General features: G+C 72.6%; 17 protein-coding genes and 1 pseudogene. 10 read left to right on the forward strand and 8 right to left on the reverse strand.

Going from position 1 to position 19,215, the window contains the following annotated elements; genetic code table 11:
- Positions 1-10: 10 nt before the first annotated feature.
- Positions 11-352: a DUF6221 family protein gene (locus NUM_RS25710; RefSeq protein WP_207127501.1), complete on the reverse strand. Its 342-nt coding sequence runs from the start codon at positions 350-352 to the stop codon at positions 11-13.
- Positions 352-2,073 carry a peptide-N4-asparagine amidase gene (locus NUM_RS25715; RefSeq protein WP_207127502.1) on the reverse strand — a complete coding sequence of 574 codons (1,722 nt, stop codon included), beginning with the start codon at positions 2,071-2,073 and terminating at the stop codon, positions 352-354. Before NUM_RS25715 ends, NUM_RS25710 begins: the two co-directional genes overlap by 1 nt.
- Positions 2,074-2,261: 188 nt before the next feature.
- Between NUM_RS25715 and NUM_RS25720 the strand changes: the two genes are divergently transcribed.
- Positions 2,262-3,173, forward strand: coding sequence for a DUF6745 domain-containing protein (locus NUM_RS25720; protein WP_225918857.1), 912 nt, complete (start codon positions 2,262-2,264; stop codon positions 3,171-3,173).
- Positions 3,174-3,290: 117 nt separating this feature from the next.
- On the opposite strand, the gene NUM_RS25725 is transcribed toward NUM_RS25720, so the two are convergent.
- Positions 3,291-4,649, reverse strand: coding sequence for a 6-phospho-beta-glucosidase (locus NUM_RS25725; protein WP_207127503.1), 1,359 nt, complete (start codon positions 4,647-4,649; stop codon positions 3,291-3,293).
- Complete coding sequence (locus NUM_RS25730) at positions 4,646-5,422, reverse strand: DeoR/GlpR family DNA-binding transcription regulator (protein WP_207127504.1); 777 nt, start codon at positions 5,420-5,422, stop codon at positions 4,646-4,648. The genes NUM_RS25725 and NUM_RS25730 overlap by 4 nt, the downstream gene beginning before the upstream one ends.
- Positions 5,423-5,607: 185 nt before the next feature.
- On the opposite strand from NUM_RS25730, the gene NUM_RS25735 reads away from it, so the two are divergent.
- The 5 genes from NUM_RS25735 (at position 5,608) to NUM_RS25755 (ending at position 11,186) form a co-directional block, all read left to right on the forward strand.
- The gene (locus NUM_RS25735) at positions 5,608-6,597 is read left to right on the forward strand and encodes a carbohydrate kinase family protein (protein ID WP_207127505.1); all 990 of its coding nucleotides are present in this window, start codon (positions 5,608-5,610) and stop codon (positions 6,595-6,597) included.
- The gene (locus NUM_RS25740) at positions 6,594-7,952 is read left to right on the forward strand and encodes an extracellular solute-binding protein (RefSeq protein ID WP_207127506.1); all 1,359 of its coding nucleotides are present in this window, start codon (positions 6,594-6,596) and stop codon (positions 7,950-7,952) included. Before NUM_RS25735 ends, NUM_RS25740 begins: the two co-directional genes overlap by 4 nt.
- Positions 7,949-8,893 carry a carbohydrate ABC transporter permease gene (locus NUM_RS25745; protein ID WP_207127507.1) on the forward strand — a complete coding sequence of 315 codons (945 nt, stop codon included), beginning with the start codon at positions 7,949-7,951 and terminating at the stop codon, positions 8,891-8,893. The genes NUM_RS25740 and NUM_RS25745 overlap by 4 nt, the downstream gene beginning before the upstream one ends.
- Positions 8,890-9,714, forward strand: coding sequence for a carbohydrate ABC transporter permease (locus NUM_RS25750; RefSeq protein WP_207127508.1), 825 nt, complete (start codon positions 8,890-8,892; stop codon positions 9,712-9,714). Before NUM_RS25745 ends, NUM_RS25750 begins: the two co-directional genes overlap by 4 nt.
- Positions 9,715-9,803: 89 nt before the next feature.
- A complete protein-coding gene (locus tag NUM_RS25755; RefSeq protein ID WP_207127509.1) occupies positions 9,804-11,186 on the forward strand; it encodes a cellulase family glycosylhydrolase in 1,383 nt (460 codons plus the stop codon).
- Here the strand turns inward: NUM_RS25755 and NUM_RS25760 are convergent.
- The 3 genes from NUM_RS25760 to NUM_RS25770 all read right to left on the reverse strand — a co-directional run bounded on the left by NUM_RS25760 (position 11,173) and on the right by NUM_RS25770 (position 12,678).
- A complete protein-coding gene (locus NUM_RS25760) occupies positions 11,173-11,580 on the reverse strand; it encodes a VOC family protein (protein WP_207127510.1) in 408 nt (135 codons plus the stop codon). The genes NUM_RS25755 and NUM_RS25760 overlap by 14 nt on opposite strands.
- Positions 11,581-11,614: 34 nt before the next feature.
- On the reverse strand, positions 11,615-12,229 hold the full coding sequence (locus NUM_RS25765) for a dihydrofolate reductase family protein (RefSeq protein WP_207127511.1): 615 nt from the start codon (positions 12,227-12,229) through the stop codon (positions 11,615-11,617).
- Positions 12,230-12,363: 134 nt separating this feature from the next.
- The gene (locus NUM_RS25770; RefSeq protein WP_263975144.1) at positions 12,364-12,678 is read right to left on the reverse strand and encodes an RICIN domain-containing protein; all 315 of its coding nucleotides are present in this window, start codon (positions 12,676-12,678) and stop codon (positions 12,364-12,366) included.
- On the opposite strand from NUM_RS25770, the gene NUM_RS25775 reads away from it, so the two are divergent.
- Entirely contained in the window at positions 12,677-13,699 is a 1,023-nt protein-coding gene (locus NUM_RS25775) for a hypothetical protein (protein WP_225918861.1), read from the forward strand. The genes NUM_RS25770 and NUM_RS25775 overlap by 2 nt on opposite strands.
- Positions 13,700-13,717: 18 nt before the next feature.
- Here NUM_RS25775 and NUM_RS25780 read toward each other — a convergent pair whose 3' ends face one another.
- A complete protein-coding gene (locus NUM_RS25780) occupies positions 13,718-15,526 on the reverse strand; it encodes a gamma-glutamyltransferase (protein WP_225918858.1) in 1,809 nt (602 codons plus the stop codon).
- A 122-nt stretch (positions 15,527-15,648) separates the two neighbouring features.
- On the opposite strand from NUM_RS25780, the gene NUM_RS25785 reads away from it, so the two are divergent.
- The 3 genes and pseudogenes from NUM_RS25785 to NUM_RS25795 form a co-directional block, all read left to right on the forward strand.
- Complete coding sequence (locus NUM_RS25785; protein WP_225918859.1) at positions 15,649-17,064, forward strand: MFS transporter; 1,416 nt, start codon at positions 15,649-15,651, stop codon at positions 17,062-17,064.
- Positions 17,061-18,581: a pyridoxal phosphate-dependent decarboxylase family protein gene (locus tag NUM_RS25790; protein ID WP_207127514.1), complete on the forward strand. Its 1,521-nt coding sequence runs from the start codon at positions 17,061-17,063 to the stop codon at positions 18,579-18,581. Before NUM_RS25785 ends, NUM_RS25790 begins: the two co-directional genes overlap by 4 nt.
- Positions 18,582-18,917: 336 nt before the next feature.
- Positions 18,918-19,215 (forward strand): annotated as a pseudogene (locus tag NUM_RS25795) (hypothetical protein); the annotation flags it as partial.

Below are 19,215 nucleotides of genomic sequence, written 5' to 3' on the forward strand. Positions count from 1 at the left end.
CCGGCCCGGCTCACTCCTGCGGCAGCCAGTGGGCCGGGAAGTCCGGGTGGTGGTGGTACGCCCGGGCCAGCAGCGGCGCCACCACACCCGGTGCCGTGTCGAGCAGCTGCCGCTTGATCGCCAGCTCGGCCAGCACCCGGTCCGGCGCGTGCCGAACGATGTGGTCGGCGTTGGGCGCCGCGGCCAGATCGTCGGTCGAGTCCGCCAGCGACACCATCTCGTGCGCGTCGACGGCGTACACCCCGACGATCCCGCCCATCGCCACGGTCTCCCACGGCCCGGTCAGGGCGCGGCGGGCGAGCTGCTCGTCCTCGTCGAACCGGGCGCGCAGGAACTGGATCAGGTCGTACATCAGGGTTGGGTCACGTCGGACCGGATCCGGCCGTGGTCGGTGACGATGCGATGGTGGTACGGGCGGCCCGCGTCGTCCAGCCCGTCGTAGGTGCTGCGCGACGAACCGTCCGAGGCGGTGGTCACGCCGTCGGTGCGGGTCAGGATGCCGGTGGAGCGCAACCACTCCCGCCCGCGTGCGGTGGTCCGCCAGCCGTGCCGACCAGCGACCGCGGTGCGCACCACCCGCGCCATCTCGACCGTACCGGTCAGCGAGAAGTTCTGGTCGTCGGTGTAGGCGGCCGCGCTGTAGTCGACGCCCAGCGGGTAGGAGAAGTCGTGCTGGCTCGCCGCCACCCGACGACCGTCCACTGTGGACGTGGAGGTCTGCCGGCCGGTCACCGTCTGCCGGATCGACTGCGCCATCCCGGCCGCGGTCACGTCGTCGACGCTGCGGTACGACAGCGTCGATCGCACGGTGGTGCGCACCCGGCCGGCGGAGGTGTCCACGTAGCCGGCCGTCACGTCGTGCCGGGACGCCCGCACGTCGACCCGGGTTCCGTTGTCGGACAACGGGTTCTCGGTGGTCGTGGGATGCGCGCTCGCCGCCACCTGGTGCGTGGTCAGCGCACCCGACGTGCGGGCCGCGTGGTGATCGGTGTAGAGCAGTACGGTCGCCACCACGTCCCAGTTGTCGTTCGCACCGGGCACCGTGACCGCCAGGTCGTGACGGGCGCCGTCGACCAGCCGGCCGACGAACGGCGTCACGTCCAGCGTCTCCGGATACAGCGCGAACGTGCCGATCGCCGGTACCGGCCGCCACAGCGTCGGTACGATCCCGCCCGAGTAGATGTGCGGGAACGTGGTGACCGCGCCCGCCGCCGTGTCGTCCAGCGCGACGGCCGCCTCCCGGTAGGGTCCGTGCCCGCACATCCCGGCGTCCGGGTACCTCGCCGCCACGTCGTCGGGAACCGCGGAGAACCACTGCTCGTCGCAGCCGTTGCCCTTCAACGTCACCTCGACGGCGGCCCGGGTGATGTTGCGCGGCAGCCTGGACAGTCCGAAGTGGACCGTCTCACCGACCGGCTTCGCCTGCTGGGAGCCGAATCCGTACACCGCGTCCGGCGTGGTCGCGGCCGGGTGGCGCCGGTCGGCGACGTAGTAGGTCAGCGTCACCGTCTGCCGGTAGTTGCCGGTGTACACGTCGCTGACGTAGTTCCCGATCCCGCCCCGGAACGGCTGCGGCTGCCGCAGCAGCGCCGCGAACCTGGTCACGTCGGTGGCCACGTGGTAGGTGGTGGGCACCGCGCCGGACGGCTCCTCGGTGGTGCCGAACCACACCTCGGCGCCGCCGATCGTCAGGTCACCGCTGCGGTCGTACTGCCGGCCGCTGACCGTCACCGTCTGATCCAGGACGACCTTCGCCCACGGCCCCCGGCAGCCCGCCGGCGGCGCCAGCGTGCCGGAGTAGAACTGCTGACTGCCGTCCGCGGCGTTGGAGTCGAAGTCCTTCGCCAGCGTCACGGTGCAGTGCCGGCTGTCCGGCCGCGACACCGGCGGCGCCGCCACCACCGGATCGTCCGTACCGTCCTCGACGTACCCCGGCGCCGCCGCACCGCCCGGCGCCCCGGCTGCCGGGGCCGCTCCGCCGCCCGGCGCCGCCTGCGCCACGCCGGCGATCCCGCCGCCGGCCAGCAATCCGACCAGCGCGCCGACCGCCACGACCCGTCGCAACACCGACATCACCCCTCCCACCGCCGCAACCGCGCGCAGCATAGCGACAACCACCCCCAACCGACACCCTTCGTTCCGGCTCCCCGCATCGTCGGCGGGGATGGGCGCTCGAGCGTGGGGCGGTTGCGCGGGGTTGCGGGTGGGGTGCATGATCGACGCATGATCTTCACCAGGAAGGGCGGCGACGCCCAGGCGCGATGAGCGCCCCCGCGCGGTTGGACGCCGCGCTTCGTTCCCCTGCCTCCCGCACCAGCGCTGCCGGCCTTCGGCCGGGAACCGGCGACAGCCCGCGATCGGGCGCCGGCAACAGCCTTCGGCTCTGGCAGGAAGCAGTCGACATCCGGCAGGAGTGGCTCGGCCACGCGCTGCGCACCGATCCCGCCGACCGGCCCACCGCCGAACGTGCATTGCGCCGGATCTACGCCCGGATCGGCCGGCCGGTTCCACGCTTTCACTGGGTCGACTCGCCGCACGCGGCGCTGCCGTACCTCGACGGGCTGCCCACGATCGACGACCTCTACCAGGTGATCCGCCGGCCCGCGTCGGTCTCACCGCCGCTGGCCAGCGATCTGGCCATGGCCGCGTCCGGGTTGCGCGCCGCGCTCAGCGCGAGCGTGGACCGGGGCGATCCGGAGCTGGCACCGGCGCGTCCACCCAAGTCCAAGGACCCCTGGCCGATGCTGCCGCCACGCGAGGCGCTGGCCGCCGGCACGCCGCTGAACGTGGTGCTGCACCGCAGCGTGCACGGTGCGCTGCAGCGCAGTGTCGCCAAGGGATTCCGGGAACCGGTACGCGCCGCGTTGAGCCCCGGCCGGCCGCTGCCGGTGTGCTGGTACGGGCAGCACGACGTGCCGTGGATCGGTTACTACGACATGCTGCGACGGGTCGGTCTGGCCCGCTACCAGCCCGGCCCGCTGGCGCAGCTCGTCGACTGGGCCGACCTGGCCCGCTCCTGCGGTTGGTGGTGGCCCGGCGAACGGGTCTGCGTGGTCACCGAACGCCCGGAAACCCTTCGTACCGAACCGATCCCGGGCGCCTGGCACGACGAGGTACGGCTGCGTCCGGGTGGCGTCGCCTACCGGGACGGCTGGCACCCGCTGGTGCGGTGAACGACGGCTGATGCCGGCGGGCGGCCGGGTCGTGGCGGCGAGGTGCGGAGCCGCGACCCGGCCGGTCACCGAACGGGCCGGGCACCGAGCCGAAGGTGTTCGGCCGTTGATGGTCGGTCACCGACCGGTGAGTACCGCGGCAACCTGTGGGATCCGCGCCACGTAACCGGCGACCAGGGACCGCGCCACCGTGACGCTGTCGACGAGCGGATGCAGCGCGAACGCCGTCACCGCAGCCGATCGCGAGCCGCTCAGGGCGGCCGCGATGGTGGCCCGCTCGACGTTCTTGACCTGTGCCATCAGCCCGAGCTGGTGCAGGTCGGGCCGGCCGATGGCGAGCGGATGCACACCGTTGGCGTCGACCATGGTCGGTACCTCGACCACCGCGTCGTCCGGCAGACCGGCGATCGTGCCGTTGTTGCGGACGTTGAGGATCATGGTCTGCCGCTCGTTGCGGCTGATCGCGGTCATCACGCCCAGCGCGACCCCGGCGTACCCCTGATCGGCGGGGTCGGCCTCCGGGCGCCCGACGTGCCCGGTGCCGGCCGCGTCGCCCCGGGCCTCGGCCATGTAGGAGGCGCTGCGCCGGGCGACGGTGTCGCGCCACCGGTCGGCCACGCCGGCGCCCTGGCGGTGCGCGGCGCGGTAGAACTCGTCCTGGGTGCGCGCCAGGAAGTCGCCGCGAGTCTGGCCGGACTCGACGATCCGGCGCACCGCGTCCCGGTTGAAGTAGTAGTAGTACAGGTACTCGTTCGGGATGGAGCCGAGGGCGCGGATCCAGTCGAGCCCGAAGATCTCGCCCTCCTCCAGCGCGCCGAGCGCCGCGTCGTCGGCCAGCAGGCCGGGCAGCACGTCGCGCCCGTCGTGGTGGATGCCGCGCATCCAGCCGAGATGGTTGAGCCCGAGATAGTCGAGCCGCACCCGGGACTGGTCGAGCCCGAGCAGCTCGGCGACGCGCCGGCCGAGCCCGGACGGCGTGTCGCAGATGCCCAGTACCCGATCGCCCAGCACCGCCTGCATGGCCTCGGTGATGATGCCCGCGGGATTGGTGAAGTTCAGCACGTACGCATCCGGGGCGAGCTCGCGGATCACCCGCGCGGCCTCGACCATCACCGGCACGGTCCGGATCGCGTACGCGAGACCGCCGGGGCCGGTGGTCTCCTGCCCGAGCACGTTCAGGTCCAGCGCCACGTGCTCGTCGCACCGGCGCCCCTCGAGACCACCGACGCGCAGGGCGGCGAACACGAAGTCGCTGCCCTCGACCGCCGCGGGCAGGCTCGTGGTCGGCTTCACCAGCGGCGGGTCCGGGTACCCGGCGGCGAGCTCGGTGAGGATCGCGACCATCGTGTGCAGCCGCTGCTCGTCGAGGTCGTGGAGGGTGACCTCGTCGATGCGTGGGGAACCCTGGTCGCGCAGCAGCGCCTGGTAGACGTAGGGGGTGCGGAAACCGCCGCCGCCGAGGATGCTCAGCTTCACGCCACGACCACCTCTCCGCCGGCCCGGCGACACAGCGCCAGCGTCTGTTCCGGTGCCTCGGTGGTGGTCACGAGCACGTCGACGTCCTCGACCGAGCACAGCCGCAGCGCCCCCGAGCCGGGGAACTTGGCCTCGGAGGCGAGCAGCACGACCTTGTCCGAGGCGGCGATCATCGACTGCTTGATCGGCGCCTCGACGGCCATGTTGTCGACCACCGCGCCGTTGGCCCGCACCCCGGTGCAGGACAGGAACAGGATGTCGGCGCTGACCTGGCGCAGCGCCAGCTCGGCGATCGAGCCGACCAGGGTGCGGTAGTTGCGCCGCACCACGCCGCCGAGCAGCACCACCCGCACCGCCTCGTCGTCGCGCAGCTCGTCGAACACGGCGAGGTTGGAGGTGATGACGGTGATGTCGCGGCCGTGCAGCCGCCGGGCGAGCATCGGGGTGGTGGTACCGATGTCGAGCAGCACGACGCTGTGGTCGGGCACCATCGTGGCCGCCGCGTCGGCGAGCCGCACCTTGAGCTCGGCGTCGACCGTCTCGTCGAACGGCTCCTCGATCTCGCCGGGCCCGTTGTCCTGCATGGTGGCGCGCGGCTTGAGCACCGCCCCGCCGTAGGTACGGGTCAGCTCGCCGTTGCGGTCGAGGATCTCGAGGTCGCGGCGGATCGTCGACTCGCTGACCGACAGCTGCTCGGCGAGCTGGCGCACCGACGCCGCGCCGTCGGTCTGCAGTGCGCTGAGGATGTGGTTCTGCCGTTCCCGGAGGATCATGCGCCTCACTGTAGCCCAGGATGCGCGACATCGAGCAAACCTGGTCAGCAATCCTGCGCGGACTTAACAAAATTCGATCGTCAAGCTACTGTGACGCGCACGGCAGGTGCTCGGGTTTGCGTGACTTGCCGGTTCACGCGATCCGTCGAGCGCCTCCCGCGGACCCGCGACGACGAGGAGGGCCCGTGCCCGAACCACCCCCCGACCCCGGCGGCCTGCTGTTCGCCGGGCACGTGTTCTGCGACCTGGTGTTCACCGGGGTCGAAGCGCCGAAGCCGGGCGCCGAGGTCCACGCCGACGGCTTCGCCATCACCCCCGGCGGCGTGGCGAACCGGGCGGTCGCCGCGGCCCGATCGGGCGCGGCCACCACCATCGTCGGCCGCATCGGTGACGACCCGCTCGGCGCCCACGTCCGCGCCGTCCTCGCCGCCGAACCGCGGCTGGACAGCACGCTGCTGACCTCCGTACCCGGGCGGCAGACGCCGGTGAGCGTGGCGCTGACCGGGCCCGTCGACCGCAGCTTCGTCACCTACGAGGAACCGCTCGGGCCGATCGACCTGCCCGAGGGGGCGGGCCGGTTCGCGGCCGCCCACCTCGCCCTGGAAGACCCGTTCCCCGCCTGGGTCGGGCGGTTGCGCCGCAGCGGTACCAGCATCGTCGGGGGAGTCGGCTGGGACGACAGCGGGCGCTGGCCGACCGGGGTGCTCGACCGGCTCGCCGAGGTCGACGTGTTCGTGCCCAACGACGTCGAGGCGATGCGCTACACCCGCACCGACGACCCGGCGACCGCCGCGAAGCTGCTCGCGGAGCGGGTACCGCTGGTCGTGGTCACCTGCGGCCGCGACGGCGCCGTGGCCGTCGACTCCGCCACCGGCACCCTCACCCGTACGCCGGCGATCCCGGTCGAGGTGGTCGACCCGACCGGTGCCGGGGACGTGTTCGTCGCGACCCTCATGGCCGCCGCCCGCCACCCGTGGACGCTGTCCCAGCGGCTGCGCTACGCCACGCTGCACGCCGCCCTCTCGGTCACCGGGCACGGCGGCGCGCTCAGCGCACCCCGCCCGAGCGACCTCGCGGAGTTCCTGACCCGGCACCGCCCCGACGGCGACTGGGGCTTCCTGCACGCGCACCTCGAACACGACGCCTTCTTCGCAGCACGAGAGGACCGCAGATGACAAGGCCGCAGAGGACGAGGATCCGGACGATCCCGCTGCTGGTGGGTGCGGCGGTACTGGCGGCGGTGGCCGCCTGCGCACCCGGCCCGGCACCCCGCGCGAGCAACACCGCAAGCCTCGGCCCGGTCTCCAGGAACGTCGGGTCCGGCAAGATCACCCTGACGGTCTGGGACCAGAACACCGACAAGGGCATCGACGAGGCGCAGCAACAGCTCAACGCCGCGTTCCACCGCAAGCATCCGAACGTCACCATCAAGCGGGTCTCCCGCTCGTTCACCGATCTCAAGACCACCCTGAAGCTCGCGCTGTCCGGCGACAACCCGCCCGACGTCGTGCAGGCCAACCAGGGGTACCCGGACATGGGCGCGTTCGTCAAAGCCGGCCTGCTGCGCCCGATGAACGACTACGCCGACCTGTACGGCTGGCGCGACTACTACCCGTCCAGCCTGCTGAAGCTCAACTCCTTCTCCCGCGACGGGAAGACCTGGCAGGGCGGCGACCTGTACGGCGTCTCGCAGACCGGTGAGCTGGTCGGCCTCTACTACAACAAGTCGGTACTGGCCGAGGCCGGCATCCGCACGCCACCGAAGACGGTCGCCGAACTCACCGCGGACCTGAAGAAGGTCAAGGCGACCGGCAAGGTCCCGCTCGGCTACGGCGACGTCGACAAGTACCCGGGCATCCACCTGTACGGCTTCGTGCTCTCCGCGCTCGCCGGCCGTGCCAAGGTCAACGACCTGGTCAAGTCGTCCGGTGGCGCCTGGACGGACGCCAGCGAGGTCGACGCGGCGAAGACCATCCAGCGCTGGCAGCGCGCCGGCTACCTCACGCCCGGCGCGAACGGCATCAGCATCGACGACGCGGTCGCCTCGTTCGGCCAGGGCAAGTCCGGCTTCCTAGTCACCGGCACCTGGTACGAGGCGACCCTGCACGACAAGAACGTCGGCTTCACCGCGCTGACCCCGCCCGGGGCCGCCAACCAGGTCACCATGGGCGGCGAGGGGCTGTCCTGGTCGATCACCTCGAAGACCCGGCACGCCAACGCGGCCGCCGCCTACATCGACTTCATCGCCGGGCGCTCGTCGACCGCGACGCTGATCAAGAACGGCAACCTGCCGGTCGTGGTACCCGACAGCGACACCCCGCCCGCCGGCGTGGCCGCCGACATCACCCGCGAGTACCGGACCATCTCCAGGGCCAACGGCATCACGCCGTACCTGGACTACACCACGCCGACCTTCTACGACACGCTCACCGCCGCGGCGCAGGACCTCGTCGCCGGCCGGCTCACCCCGGCGGCGTTCTGCCAGAAACTGCAGGCCGACTACGCCGCCTTCGGCACGAGCAACCGATGACCGTGTCCCGGACCCGCCGCCCCGCACCGGCTCCCACCGGTGCCGGGCGGCGTGCCGGCCGCCGGACGCGGGGCCGCCGGCGCAGCCGCGTCGCGTACCTCTACATCCTGCCGGCGTTCGCCGTGTTCGCGGTGTTCCTGGGCTACCCGTTCCTGCAGACGATCCAGTACTCCTTCTACGACTGGGACGGGCTGTCGGCGGCGACCTGGGCCGGCGTCGCCAACTACGCCGCGGTGGTCACCGATCCGACGCTGCGCGCCGCGTTCGGTCACGCGCTGGTGCTGATGGTCTTCTACGCGGCACTGCCGATCGCGATCGCCCTGCTGCTGACCGCGCTGATCTCCCGGGCCCACCGGCTGCGCGCGATGAGCGTCTACCGCACCGTGCTGTTCGTGCCGCAGGTGATCGCCTCGGTGGTCGTCGCGACGATCTGGGTGTCGATCTACTCCCCGGACGGGCTGCTCAACGAGGGGCTGCGGCTGATCGGCCTCGGCTCGCTCGCCCGGGTGTGGCTCGCCGACTACTCGCTGGCGCTGGTCGCGGTCGGGTTCGTCGGCACCTGGCTCAACGTCGGGCTGTGCCTGGTGCTCTTCCTGTCCGGCGTCGGCAACATCCCACCCGTGCTGTACGAGGCGGCCCGCATCGACGGCGCCGGCCCGGTACGGGAGTTCTTCGCGATCACGCTGCCGTCGCTGCGCGGCCAGGTCGCCGTGGCGCTGACCCTCACCGTCACCTCGGCGCTCAAGACCTTCGACCTGGTCTACGTCACCACCTCCGGCGGGCCGGGCAACTCGACCACGGTGCCGGGATTCGAGGCGTACCACCGGGCCTTCGGTACCGGGCAGGTCGGCTCGGCGGCCGCCGTGGCGATCGCGCTCACCGTGGTGATCATGATCGTCACCGCCCTGATCCACCGGCTCAACCCGAAGGAGGTCGGATGAGACTGTCGGCGCGCGAGAAGACGCTCGACTACGTGGTGCTGACCGCCTTCGCGCTGTTCGCCGTGATCCCGCTGATCGGCGTGCTGTTCTCGGCGGTGACCCCGTCGTCGCGCAACCACGGCGGGTTCGCCCTGCCCACCCGGATCGACCTGGGCAACTTCGCCACCGCCTGGACCGAAGGGCACTTCGCCAGCTACCTGCTCGCCAGCGCGGTGGTCACGCTGGCCGTCGTGCTGCTGACCGCGATCCTCGCCGTACTCGCCGGGTTCGCCTTCGCGCGGCTGGACTTCGTCGGCGCCAACGTGCTGTTCTTCGTCCTGCTGGCCGGGTTGATGCTGCCGGAAGAGGCGTTCGTCATCCCGCTCTACTTCAACCTGCGCGACGTCGGCCTCACCGACACCTACGAGGCACTCATCCTGCCGCAGACCGCGCAGTCGCTGGGGTTCGCGGTCTTCTGGATGCGCAACCAGTTCCGGTCGTTTCCCGGCGAGATCATCGAGGCCGCCAAGCTCGACGGTGCCCGTGACGTCCGGATGCTCTGGCAGGTCATCGTGCCGCCCTCGATCGCCTCCATCGCGACGATGTGCGTGCTGGTCGCGATGTGGACCTGGAACGAGTTCCTGCTGCCGCTGGTACTGGTCACCAGCGAGAACCACCGCACCGCGCCGCTCGGGCTCGCCTTCTTCAAGGGCGCCCACCTCACCGACTACTCGCTGCTGTCGGCGGCCGGCGTGATCGTCGCGCTGCCCATCGTCGTCCTCTACGTCGTGCTCCAGAAGCGCTTCATCTCCGGCATGCTCACCGGGATCGGCACCCGGTGACCCGGGGCGTGCTGTCGTGGCGCGCCCGGTACGGCCGGAACCGCTTCGACGGCACGCCTCGGGCCCCGCTCGAGAAGGCAGGTCACGTCATGACACGGTTCCAGGCCACCCTCACCGCCGGCATCCTCGCCGCCGTCCTCGCGGTCACCGGCTCCGCCACCGCGGCGCAGGCCGCGCGCGCCACGTCCGGTTCCCTCACCGTCGACTTCGACCATCAGATCGCCACCTCCAGCAACCTGATGTTCGGCCTGTCGTCCTGGCCGAAGCTCGACCCGGCCTACGCCGGCGAGATCGCCGACGCCGGCGTCACCATCGTCCGCTCCGACGTGTACCTCTACGACATCGTGCCCAGCCGCGACGTTTTCGACCAGAGCCCCGCCGAGTGGAACTGGAACCCGGCCGATCCGACCGAGACGACGACCGACGGCGACGTCGACGCGTTCCGCGCCGCCGGCCTCGAGCACATGCTGATCATCCACGGCTTCCCGGAATGGATGGGCACCGAGGGCAGCGTGCCGTCCTGGGACGGCAGCGACGACTCGCTGCCGGTCACCGACTTCGACGCGCTGAAGGAGGCGTACAAGCAGGTCTTCGCGCACTACTGGGACCGGGTCGACTACTTCGAGATCGCCAACGAACCCGACCTGGAGATGTCCTACGACGAGTACGCCGACATCTACCGCGCCGCGCTCGCCGGCATGAACGAGGTCGGTACCGACACGCCGGTCGGGCCGCAGAGCGCCAGCGCCGACCCGGACTGGTACCAGCAGCTGCTGGCCGACCCGGGCATCGCGCCGGACGTGCGGTTCGCCGACTGGCACTCCTACGGCTCCACCTGGAACAGCGACGCCGGCGCCTGGCACGACGCCAGCGACGCGGCCGGGCGGCCCGACATGCCGCTGTTCGTCACCGAGTGGAACCACGACCCGTCGTTCGACGCCGACGACCCGCTCGACGGCGACAGCCCGCAGGCGATCTCGTACGCCGGGATGCGGTTGTCCGGCATGATGGATGCCGGCGTGACCGGCGCGATGCTCTTCGGCAGCAACGACGAGACCGGCTCCTACGACGCGTACCTGCGCCACCAGTTCCGTTTCATCGAGAGCGACGGCACCCTGACCCCGAAGGCGGCCACCTTCCGGCTGCTGTCCAGGGACATGGGCCTGGGCGTCGGCGAGAACGCCATCATGAACACGGCCGACGACGGGATCAGCGCGTCGTCGTCCGCGGTCACCGCCACCGGACGGGAGTCGGCGTGGGCGATGAACGACAGCGCCGCGACGGTGACCGTGTCGGTGACGCTGACCAACCTCGACGAGACCGGCACCGTCCGGCTCACCCACTACCTCGCAGGCCCCGACGACGATGCCACCGCGCCGACCCGGACCGAGACCGCGAACGTCGACGGCGGCACCGTGACGACCACGATCACCATGCCGCCCTACTCGGTCTACGGCCTCACCGTCGACTGACCGGCGCCGCGGCCGGGGATTCGTCGGTGCGGCTGAAGACGGTGAGCACCGACCCGTCGGGGTCGCGCAGCCACGCCACCCGCACGCCGTCGGTGTCCGACGACACGCCGTCGGCGTCGACCTCGAACGGCAGGTCCGCCGGCCCGAGGAACGCCACACCGCGCGACCGCAACGTGCGGACCGTCGTCCGCACGTCGGCGACCCGGAAGCTCGCCACCGGCCAGCTGGCCGTACCGGCGTCGGAGAACCCGGCGAGCAGGTAGATCACCGTGCCCTCGTCGGCGTGCAGCAGCCAGCCGCCCGGGGTCGGCTCACCGGCCAGGCCCAGTCCGCCCTGGTAGAACTCGCGTGCCCGGTCCAGATCGCTGACCGCGATGATCGGTCCCACGTGCATCGGAACTCTCCCTTCGGCGTACCCGCGACCGTCCTCAGCCGACGTCGTAGGTCAGGTGAGTGGCGGTGGAGGTGGCCAGCACGCTGCGCTGTACCAGGGTGCGCCCGGCGCCGGGGACGAACAGCGGCGTGCCGGCACCCAGTACCACCGGGGCCAGGTGCAGCGACAGCACGTCGACCAGGCCGGCGGCCAGCGCCGAGCCGACGGTGGCGCCGCCGCCCATCAGAATCACGTCGAGGTCGGTGCCGCGTACCGCCGAGGCGGCCTCGGCGCGCTGCCGGGCCGCGGCGACGGCGTCGGCCAGCCCGGTGGTGACGAACGTCCAGTCGAGGTCGGCCAGCCGCACCGACTCCGGCCGTGTGCTTGTCACGACGACGAACGCCGGCTTGCCGACCTCGGCGGCGCCGTAGCCGACCTCGTCGTCCCAGCCGCCCGGCCCGTCCACCACGTCGAACAGCCGGCGGCCGAGCACTACCGCGCCGGAGCGGGCGTTCCCGTCCCGAAGCACCTGCCGGTCGTCCGGGTCGTCGGAGAAAGCCCAACTGTGCAACGGCTCCCCACCGGTACCGAGACCGCTGGTCGGACCGGCGTCGGGACCGGTGACGAAGCCGTCGAGCGACATCGAGATGTCCGCAATGATTCGCGTCATACCGGTACCGACGACGCCCGCGCCCGGAACTCATCGCCGGTCGGGACCTGCGTCGCCTCGACAGCGGGTGGCGGTACGAGTTCGTGCCGGTGTCCGACGACACGGACACCGGCACGGCTCGTCTCAGGTGGTGGCTAGACCAGCGGCAGCTGCCACCGCTGCCACTGGCCACCGTTGCAGGGGGCCGCGCGCAACCCCTTGCCGCTGGTGTCGTCCAGGCAGTAACCGGTGTAGACGTTCCGCAACTCCGCCCAGGCTCCGTACCAGGTGACCCGCCACACCTGGTAGTCCAGTCCGTTGCAGGTGACCAGCCGCAGACCCTTGCTGCTGTCGTCCAGGCAGGTGGACGTCATGGCGTTCTTGAACGTGTCCCGTTGCGTCGCCACGGTCGTGGTGACCCAGGACTGGGCACTGCCGTAGGCGCAGGTACTCGGGTACGGCGCCGTCATGCTGCTGGCCACCCCGACACAGCGCCCGGTCCACTCGTTGTGGAGTTTGCGTATCGAGGAGGCCTGCGCGGCCTGGCTGGTCACCATCACCAACGCGACGAACGCGACCGCCACCAGCACCGTGAGCCGCAGCAACCTGCCACCCATCCTGGTCGGCGCCGTGATGCGAAGCTGCATGGCTTCTCCTTCGTGGTCGTACGAATCGGTGCCGCCCATCCTGTGCGCCGGCGAGGCGCCGCTCCAGGTGCTTCAGCCAGGCCTGAAACAGGACACGGCCAGAAACGGAGTCATCCGGTGCCCCGACGACGGCTACAGTGGCGGCGTGCCGGATCGCAGCGACGTGTCGAGGTGCGATGCGAGCGGTGAGTCTCGCGACGAGCTGGCGGAAAGCCTCAGGTTTCAGGGCGACGTCGAAACCGACCGTGGTCGCTGGCAGCTCTACCGACAGGCACTGGGATCCGAGGACCACCATCCGCTGCTGCTGGCGGCGCTGCGGCACGAACCCGATCCGCAGCTGGTCCTGTCCGTTGCCTATCTGGCGATCTCGATGCTGCCCGACGCGCTGCACCCGGCATGGACGTCGGTAGTGCCAGAACTCTTGCGGCACAAGGCAGCGGAGAGATCGGCCGAGGTCTCCATGCTGCGACGAGCAGTCGTGGGGCGGCTGGCGTCCGAGGAGATCGAGCCGACCAGCTGGACGAACTGGCTGCAACTGCGTATGGCCTCTCAGGCAATCGACCGCGCGATTGTCGACGACCTGGCCGACAACGGGCGCACCAAGCGGATCCGCAATGCCGCCACTCTCCGTTCCCGCTCGTTGGCGGCCGTGCGCACCGATGCTGGCGGGCACGCCGGCGAGTCCCTGGGTGATGTTCAGCTCGACGGGATACTGCCGACCGCGAGCGGCTGCTCCGACGAAAACAAGACGGTCAACGGCTCCGTTGTCGTCTCGTGCCGAGACCTGACGGCCGAGTGGCAACCCACCGTCACCGAACCTGTCGATTCGACAGGGCTGGTATGACGTCGTGCCGCGGTCGGGCTAGAGGTGGATGCCGATGCCGCCGCGGCGGGGGTCGCCGCCGGCGCCGGTGCGGCCGACGGCGGAGGCGCCGCCGAAGTAGTGGTCCAGGTCGGGCCAGCGGTGGATCTGGTAGCCGGCGTCGGCGAGGGCGGCGAGTTCGTCGTCGGGTACCCCGGGTTCGGCGTGCGCGGTGCCGGCGACGACGTGGAAGCGGGCCCGGCCGATCGCGGTTTCCGGGTCGAGCCCGTCGACGAGCACGCCGAGCAGGGTGTGCGCCAGCGCGGTACGGATCCGGGACGCCCCGGCGGCACCCACCGCGAGCAGCAGGTCCCCGTGCGGCCCGGGAGCGGGCGACGGCTCGGCGCCTGCCCCGGCCTCCGAACCGGGAACGGAACGGGAGCCGGCGTCGGAGCGGGAGCCGTCGCCGGGTACCGGGATCGGGGCGGTGACGTCGCCCAGCTCGGCGACCGACTCGCGGGCGGTGGGCTGGTCGGGGCCGAACACCGTACTGACCTCGACCCGGGTGTCGTCGGGCAGCCCGGCGCCGGGCGAGGTGGCGCTGCCGGTACCGGTGGGCACCTCGGCGGCGACGCCGGTGTGGGCCCGACCGGCTTCGGTGGCGGTGACCACCAGCGGGCACATCATGCTGTTCATCCGGGCGCCGGGCGGCAGCGCGCCGATGATCAGTTCGCCCTCGCCGAGCATCGAGTTGAGGTGCACGCCAAGGCCGGGCAGCCAGACGGCGGCGCCGAGGCCGAGGGTGGTGGTGACGACGCAGGCGTTGCCGTCCGGGTCGACCACGGAGATGTTGGTGGTGTCGCCGAGCCGTTGCAGGGCATGGTCGCGCAGCGCGTCGGCGAGCAGCACCGCCCGGCGGGTACGGTCCGCGCCGAGCACCGCGCCGTCGAGCGCGGCGAGGGTGTCGATGGTGTGGTTGAGGTCGTCGCTCCGGCCGTACACGTGCGCGTCGGCGAAGCCGGCATGGCCGACCGGCAGCTCCAGCACCCGGTACTCGGCCAGGTCGGCGGGGCCGAGCGCGCCGCCGCCGGCTCGTACGGTGTCGATCATGGCGCGGCCGACCGGGCCGGTGTAGAAGGCGTCGGGTCCCTCGTCGCGCAGGATGGCCATCGCCTTGTCCAGGCCGGGGTGGCGCAGCACCTCGCCGCCGTCGAGCAGCCGGCCGCGCGGCGCGTACGCCTGGGCGCCGTCGGCGGGCAGCATCGCCGGGGCGAGCGCGCGCAGCGTGTGTGCCTGTGCGGCGGGCAGTTCGGTACCGCGGCGGGCCAGGTCGACGGCCGGCGCCACCACGCTGGACCAGGGCAGCCGGCCCCAGCGGGAGTGCAGCGCGCCGCAGCCGGCGGTCACGCCGGGCACGGCGACGCTGGAGGCGCCGATCTCGTACGGGATGGGCACGGTGCCGAGCGTGATCGACACGGGCGTCATCGGCGTCGGGGTCACGTCGCCGTCCAGCCCCGGTACCGCGACGAAGAAGTCCAGGCAGGTCACGGTGCGGTGCTCGGCGTCGTAGTAGGTGGCGAAGCCGCCGCCGGCGAGGCCGGTCAGGACGGTCTCGGCGGCGCAGCTGGCCAGTACCGCGGCGACCGCCGCATCGGCGGCCGAGCCGCCCGCGGCCAGGATGGACAGGCCGGCCTGGGCGGTGGCCGGATGTCCGGCGGCGATACCGGCTGGCGTGACACTCGCCTCCTCGACGTGCGGCAGCCGGCGAGGCGGTGCGATCGCCGCACCGGTCTCGGGCGCGGTCGCGCCGGCAGGCGGGGCTGCCGATGACTTTCCAGGTCGGGCACGCCTGACCCATCCAGGAGACATTGCGTGTCCTGGCAAGCACGATACGTGCAGTGGATGGCGTGCGCGGCCGGGTGGCCATAACATCGGCGGCCAGGCGCAAAGCATGAAGAATTCTCACGAACGATCGAGCGGCGGAGGTGGCGGTGGTCGACGATCGGCTGCCCACCCGGGTACGGGTCGGCTACGCGCTGGGCTCGCTCGCCACCGGCGCGTTCGGCACCGTGCCCGGCCTGCTCCTGCTGCCCTACCTGACCGACACGCTCGGCGTCGCCGCCGGCCTCGGCGGCATCCTCGTGTTGCTGCCCAAGGCGTGGGACATCGTCGCCAACCCGCTGGCCGGGCGGCTCTCGGACCGCACCGTGACCCGCCTCGGCGCCCGCCGGCCGTACCTGCTGGGCGGCGGGATCGCCGTCGCCGTGCTGTTCGCGGCGCTGTTCGCCGGCCCGGCGCGCGGCGCCGCCGGTGCCGCGTACGTCACGGTGGTCTTCCTGCTCACCGCCACCGCCTACGCGTCCTACCAGGTGCCGTACGTGGCGATGCCGGCCGAGCTGACCGAGAGCGCCACCGAACGCACCCGGCTGGCCGGTGCCCGCATCGTGGTCCTGGCGCTGGCGATCCTGGTCAGCGGCGCGCTCGCACCGGCCGTGGTCGACGCGGTCGGCGGGCTCGCCGGGTACCGGGTGATGGGTGTCGGGGTCGGCGCGCTCATCGCGGTCGGCGCGCTCGCCGCGTTCGCGCTCACCGCCGGCGCACCGACCGGCCGGATCGCCACCGCCGCCGGTACGCTGCGCGCCCAGCTGCGGGTCGCCGCGGCGCACCCGCCGTTCGTGCGGCTGCTCGCCTGCTTCGTGATCCAGGCGGTCGCGATCGGCACCATGCTCGCCGGCGTCCGGTACTTCGCCGACCACGTGTTGGACCGCCCCGGCGCCAACTCCATCCTGTTCGCCTGCTTCGTCGGGCCCGCCCTGGTGGTGATGCCGCTGTGGACCCGGCTCGGCCGTCACCTCGGCAAGCGCTCCGGGTACCTGACCGCAAGCGTCCTGTTCGCCGCCGGTGGGCTGCTGCTCGCCGCGGCCGGCGCGCTCGGCGCCGGCTGGGCCTACGGCTGCACCGCGCTGGTCGGCATCGGCTACGCCGGGCAGCAGACGTTCGCGCTGTCGATGCTGCCCGACACCATCGCCGCCGCCTCCGCCCGTACCGGCCGGCGCCAGGCCGGCGTGTTCACCGGCCTGTGGACCGCCGGCGAGACGCTCGGCCTGGCGCTGGGCCCCGGCGTGTTCGGCCTGCTCCTGTCGGCCACCGGGTACGTGTCGTCCACCGGCGGCGGTGTGCCGCAGCCGGCGAGCGCCCGTACCGGGATCCTGGTCGGCTTCACCGTGCTGCCCGCCGTCGTGATGCTGCTCGGGCTGCTGGCCCTTCGCCGGTACCCGCCGGGCGGCGGCGCCGAGCTCGGTGCCCGCCCGCCGGGCACCGGACGCGTTCCGCGTGGCGCCGAGCCGGGCGGTGGGGGAGCGGATCGTGGCTCTGCCAGTACCGATGATCAGGAGGAACAGCGATGACGGCGTTACCGGCCCGGGGCATACCGGCCGAGCAGGTGTTGGCGGAGCTGGGCGCGTTGCGCGGGCACGACCTGCCCACCCACGGCGGCCGGCTCTTCGCGTACGTGTACGACGCGGCGGTGGGCGGCCTGGACGAGTTGGCCGCCTCCGCGTACGCGCTGGCCGCGCACGTCAACGGGCTGGACCCGACCGCGTTCCCGAGCCTGCTGGCGATGGAGAACGACCTGGTCGCCGCCGCCGCGCAGGTCACCTCCGGCCTGGCCGGCCGTGTCGGCGAGGGGGCCGCGGGTGCCGTGGCGACGGCCGGCCCGGTGGGCGACGGGACCTCCGGTGTCGACCCGACGGCCGGGGTGGTCGGCAACGTGACCTCCGGCGGTACCGAGTCGCTGCTGCTCGCGGTCAAGGCCGCCCGGGACGCGCACCCCGACCTCGCCACCCCGCGGCTGGTCGTGCCCGCCAGCGCGCACGCCGCGTTCGCCAAGGCCGCGCAGTACCTGCGGGTGGCCCTCGACGTGGTCCCGATCGATCCCGGCACGCTGCTGCCCGACCCGGCCGCGATGGCCGCGGCGATCACTCCCGACACGGTGCTGGTGGCCTGCTCGGCGCCGGCCTACCCGTACGGGGTGATCGACCCGGTCGCCGAGATCGCCGCGGTCGCCGCCGACGCCGGGGTGCGCTGCCACGTCGACGCGTGTTTCGGCGGCTGGCTGCTGCCGTACCTGCGGCGGCTGGGCCGGCCGATCCCGCCGTTCGGTTTCGAACTGCCCGGCGTCACCAGCGTCTCGGTCGACCTGCACAAGTACGCCTACGCGCCGAAGGGGGTGTCGGTGCTGCTGCACCGCGACGCCGCGTTGCGCCGCCCGCAGTACTTCGGGTTCGCCGGCTGGCCGGGGTACCCGATGCTCAACGCCACTGTCGCCTCGACCCGCTCCGGCGGCCCGGTCGCCGGCGCCTGGGCGACGCTGCGCCACCTCGGCGACGACGGGTACCTGAGGTTGGCCGAGCGCACGCTGTCCGCGGTCACCGGCCTGGCCGCTGCGGTGTCCACTGTGGATGGTCTGCGACTGCTGGCCGAGCCGCAGACCTCGGTGGTCGTGTTCACCTGCACCGACCCCGATCCGTACGTGCTGGCCGACCAGCTCGCCGCGCGCGGCTGGCACACCCAGCCGCAGCTGCCGTACCCGCCGCTGCCGGCGAGCATCCACCTGTCGGTCACCGCCGCGGTCGCCGACCAGGTCGCGCAGTTCGGCCCGGCGCTGGCCGACGCGGTCGCCGCGGCCCGCGCCGCCGGCCCGATCCAGGTACCGTCGGAGCTCGCCGCCGCGGTCGCCGACCTCGACCCGGCCACCCTGGGGCCGGAGACGATGGCCGGGCTCGCCGCCGCGGCCGGCTTCGGCCCGGACGGGTTGCCCGAGTCGATGGCGATCGTCAACACGCTGCTCGCCACGCTGCCGCCGGAGCGCCGCGCCACCCTGCTCGTCGAGTTCCTCAGCCTGCTGCAGACCCCACCGCACTGACCAGCGGTACGACCGTTCGCCGCCTGCCGCCCGGAACGGCGGCAGGCAGGGTCTCCGGCGCGAGTCGATCGTTGAGCCTCCGGGTACGACAACGCGTGGCCCGGTGCGGTGCGGCGTGGCGTTCGCGGGGTGTCGGCGGGCGGGTGATCGGGCCGGCGGGCGGCGTATGATCGCCGGCGCGGTGTCCGGTTCGCCCGGGTACCGTCGACGGGGCCCCTCGGCCGGCGCGCGCCGGTCTTCCCGTCGCGCCACCTCTCCCGGCGGCCGCCGAGCGGTCGCCGGCCGACACCGGGGCTGCGCCGCGCGCCTGCGCGGTGCGACGAAGGGGGACGACAGGTGGCGGACACGACGGCGAGACCGCGACGCCGGGCCGGAGTCTGGTGGGTACCGGCGGTGCTCGCCGGACTGATCATCGGCGTGCTGCTCGCCGGCGCCGGCCTCGCCGTGACCGGCCACATCGACCAGGACAGGTACGGCTGGCGGTGGCCCGCGGGCATCGGCGCCGGCGCGCTGCTCGCCGCGATCCTGCTGGTACTGGCCGCCACGCTGCACGAGCCGCGGCGCGCGCCGCGCCCGGTGCCGACCCCGGCCGACCCGGCGGCGAGCCGGTCGCCGGTCGCCGCCGAGGGCCCGG

Source organism: Actinocatenispora comari (assembly GCF_017312725.1).
In the GTDB taxonomy this organism is placed as follows: Bacteria; Actinomycetota; Actinomycetes; order Mycobacteriales; family Micromonosporaceae; genus Actinocatenispora; species Actinocatenispora comari.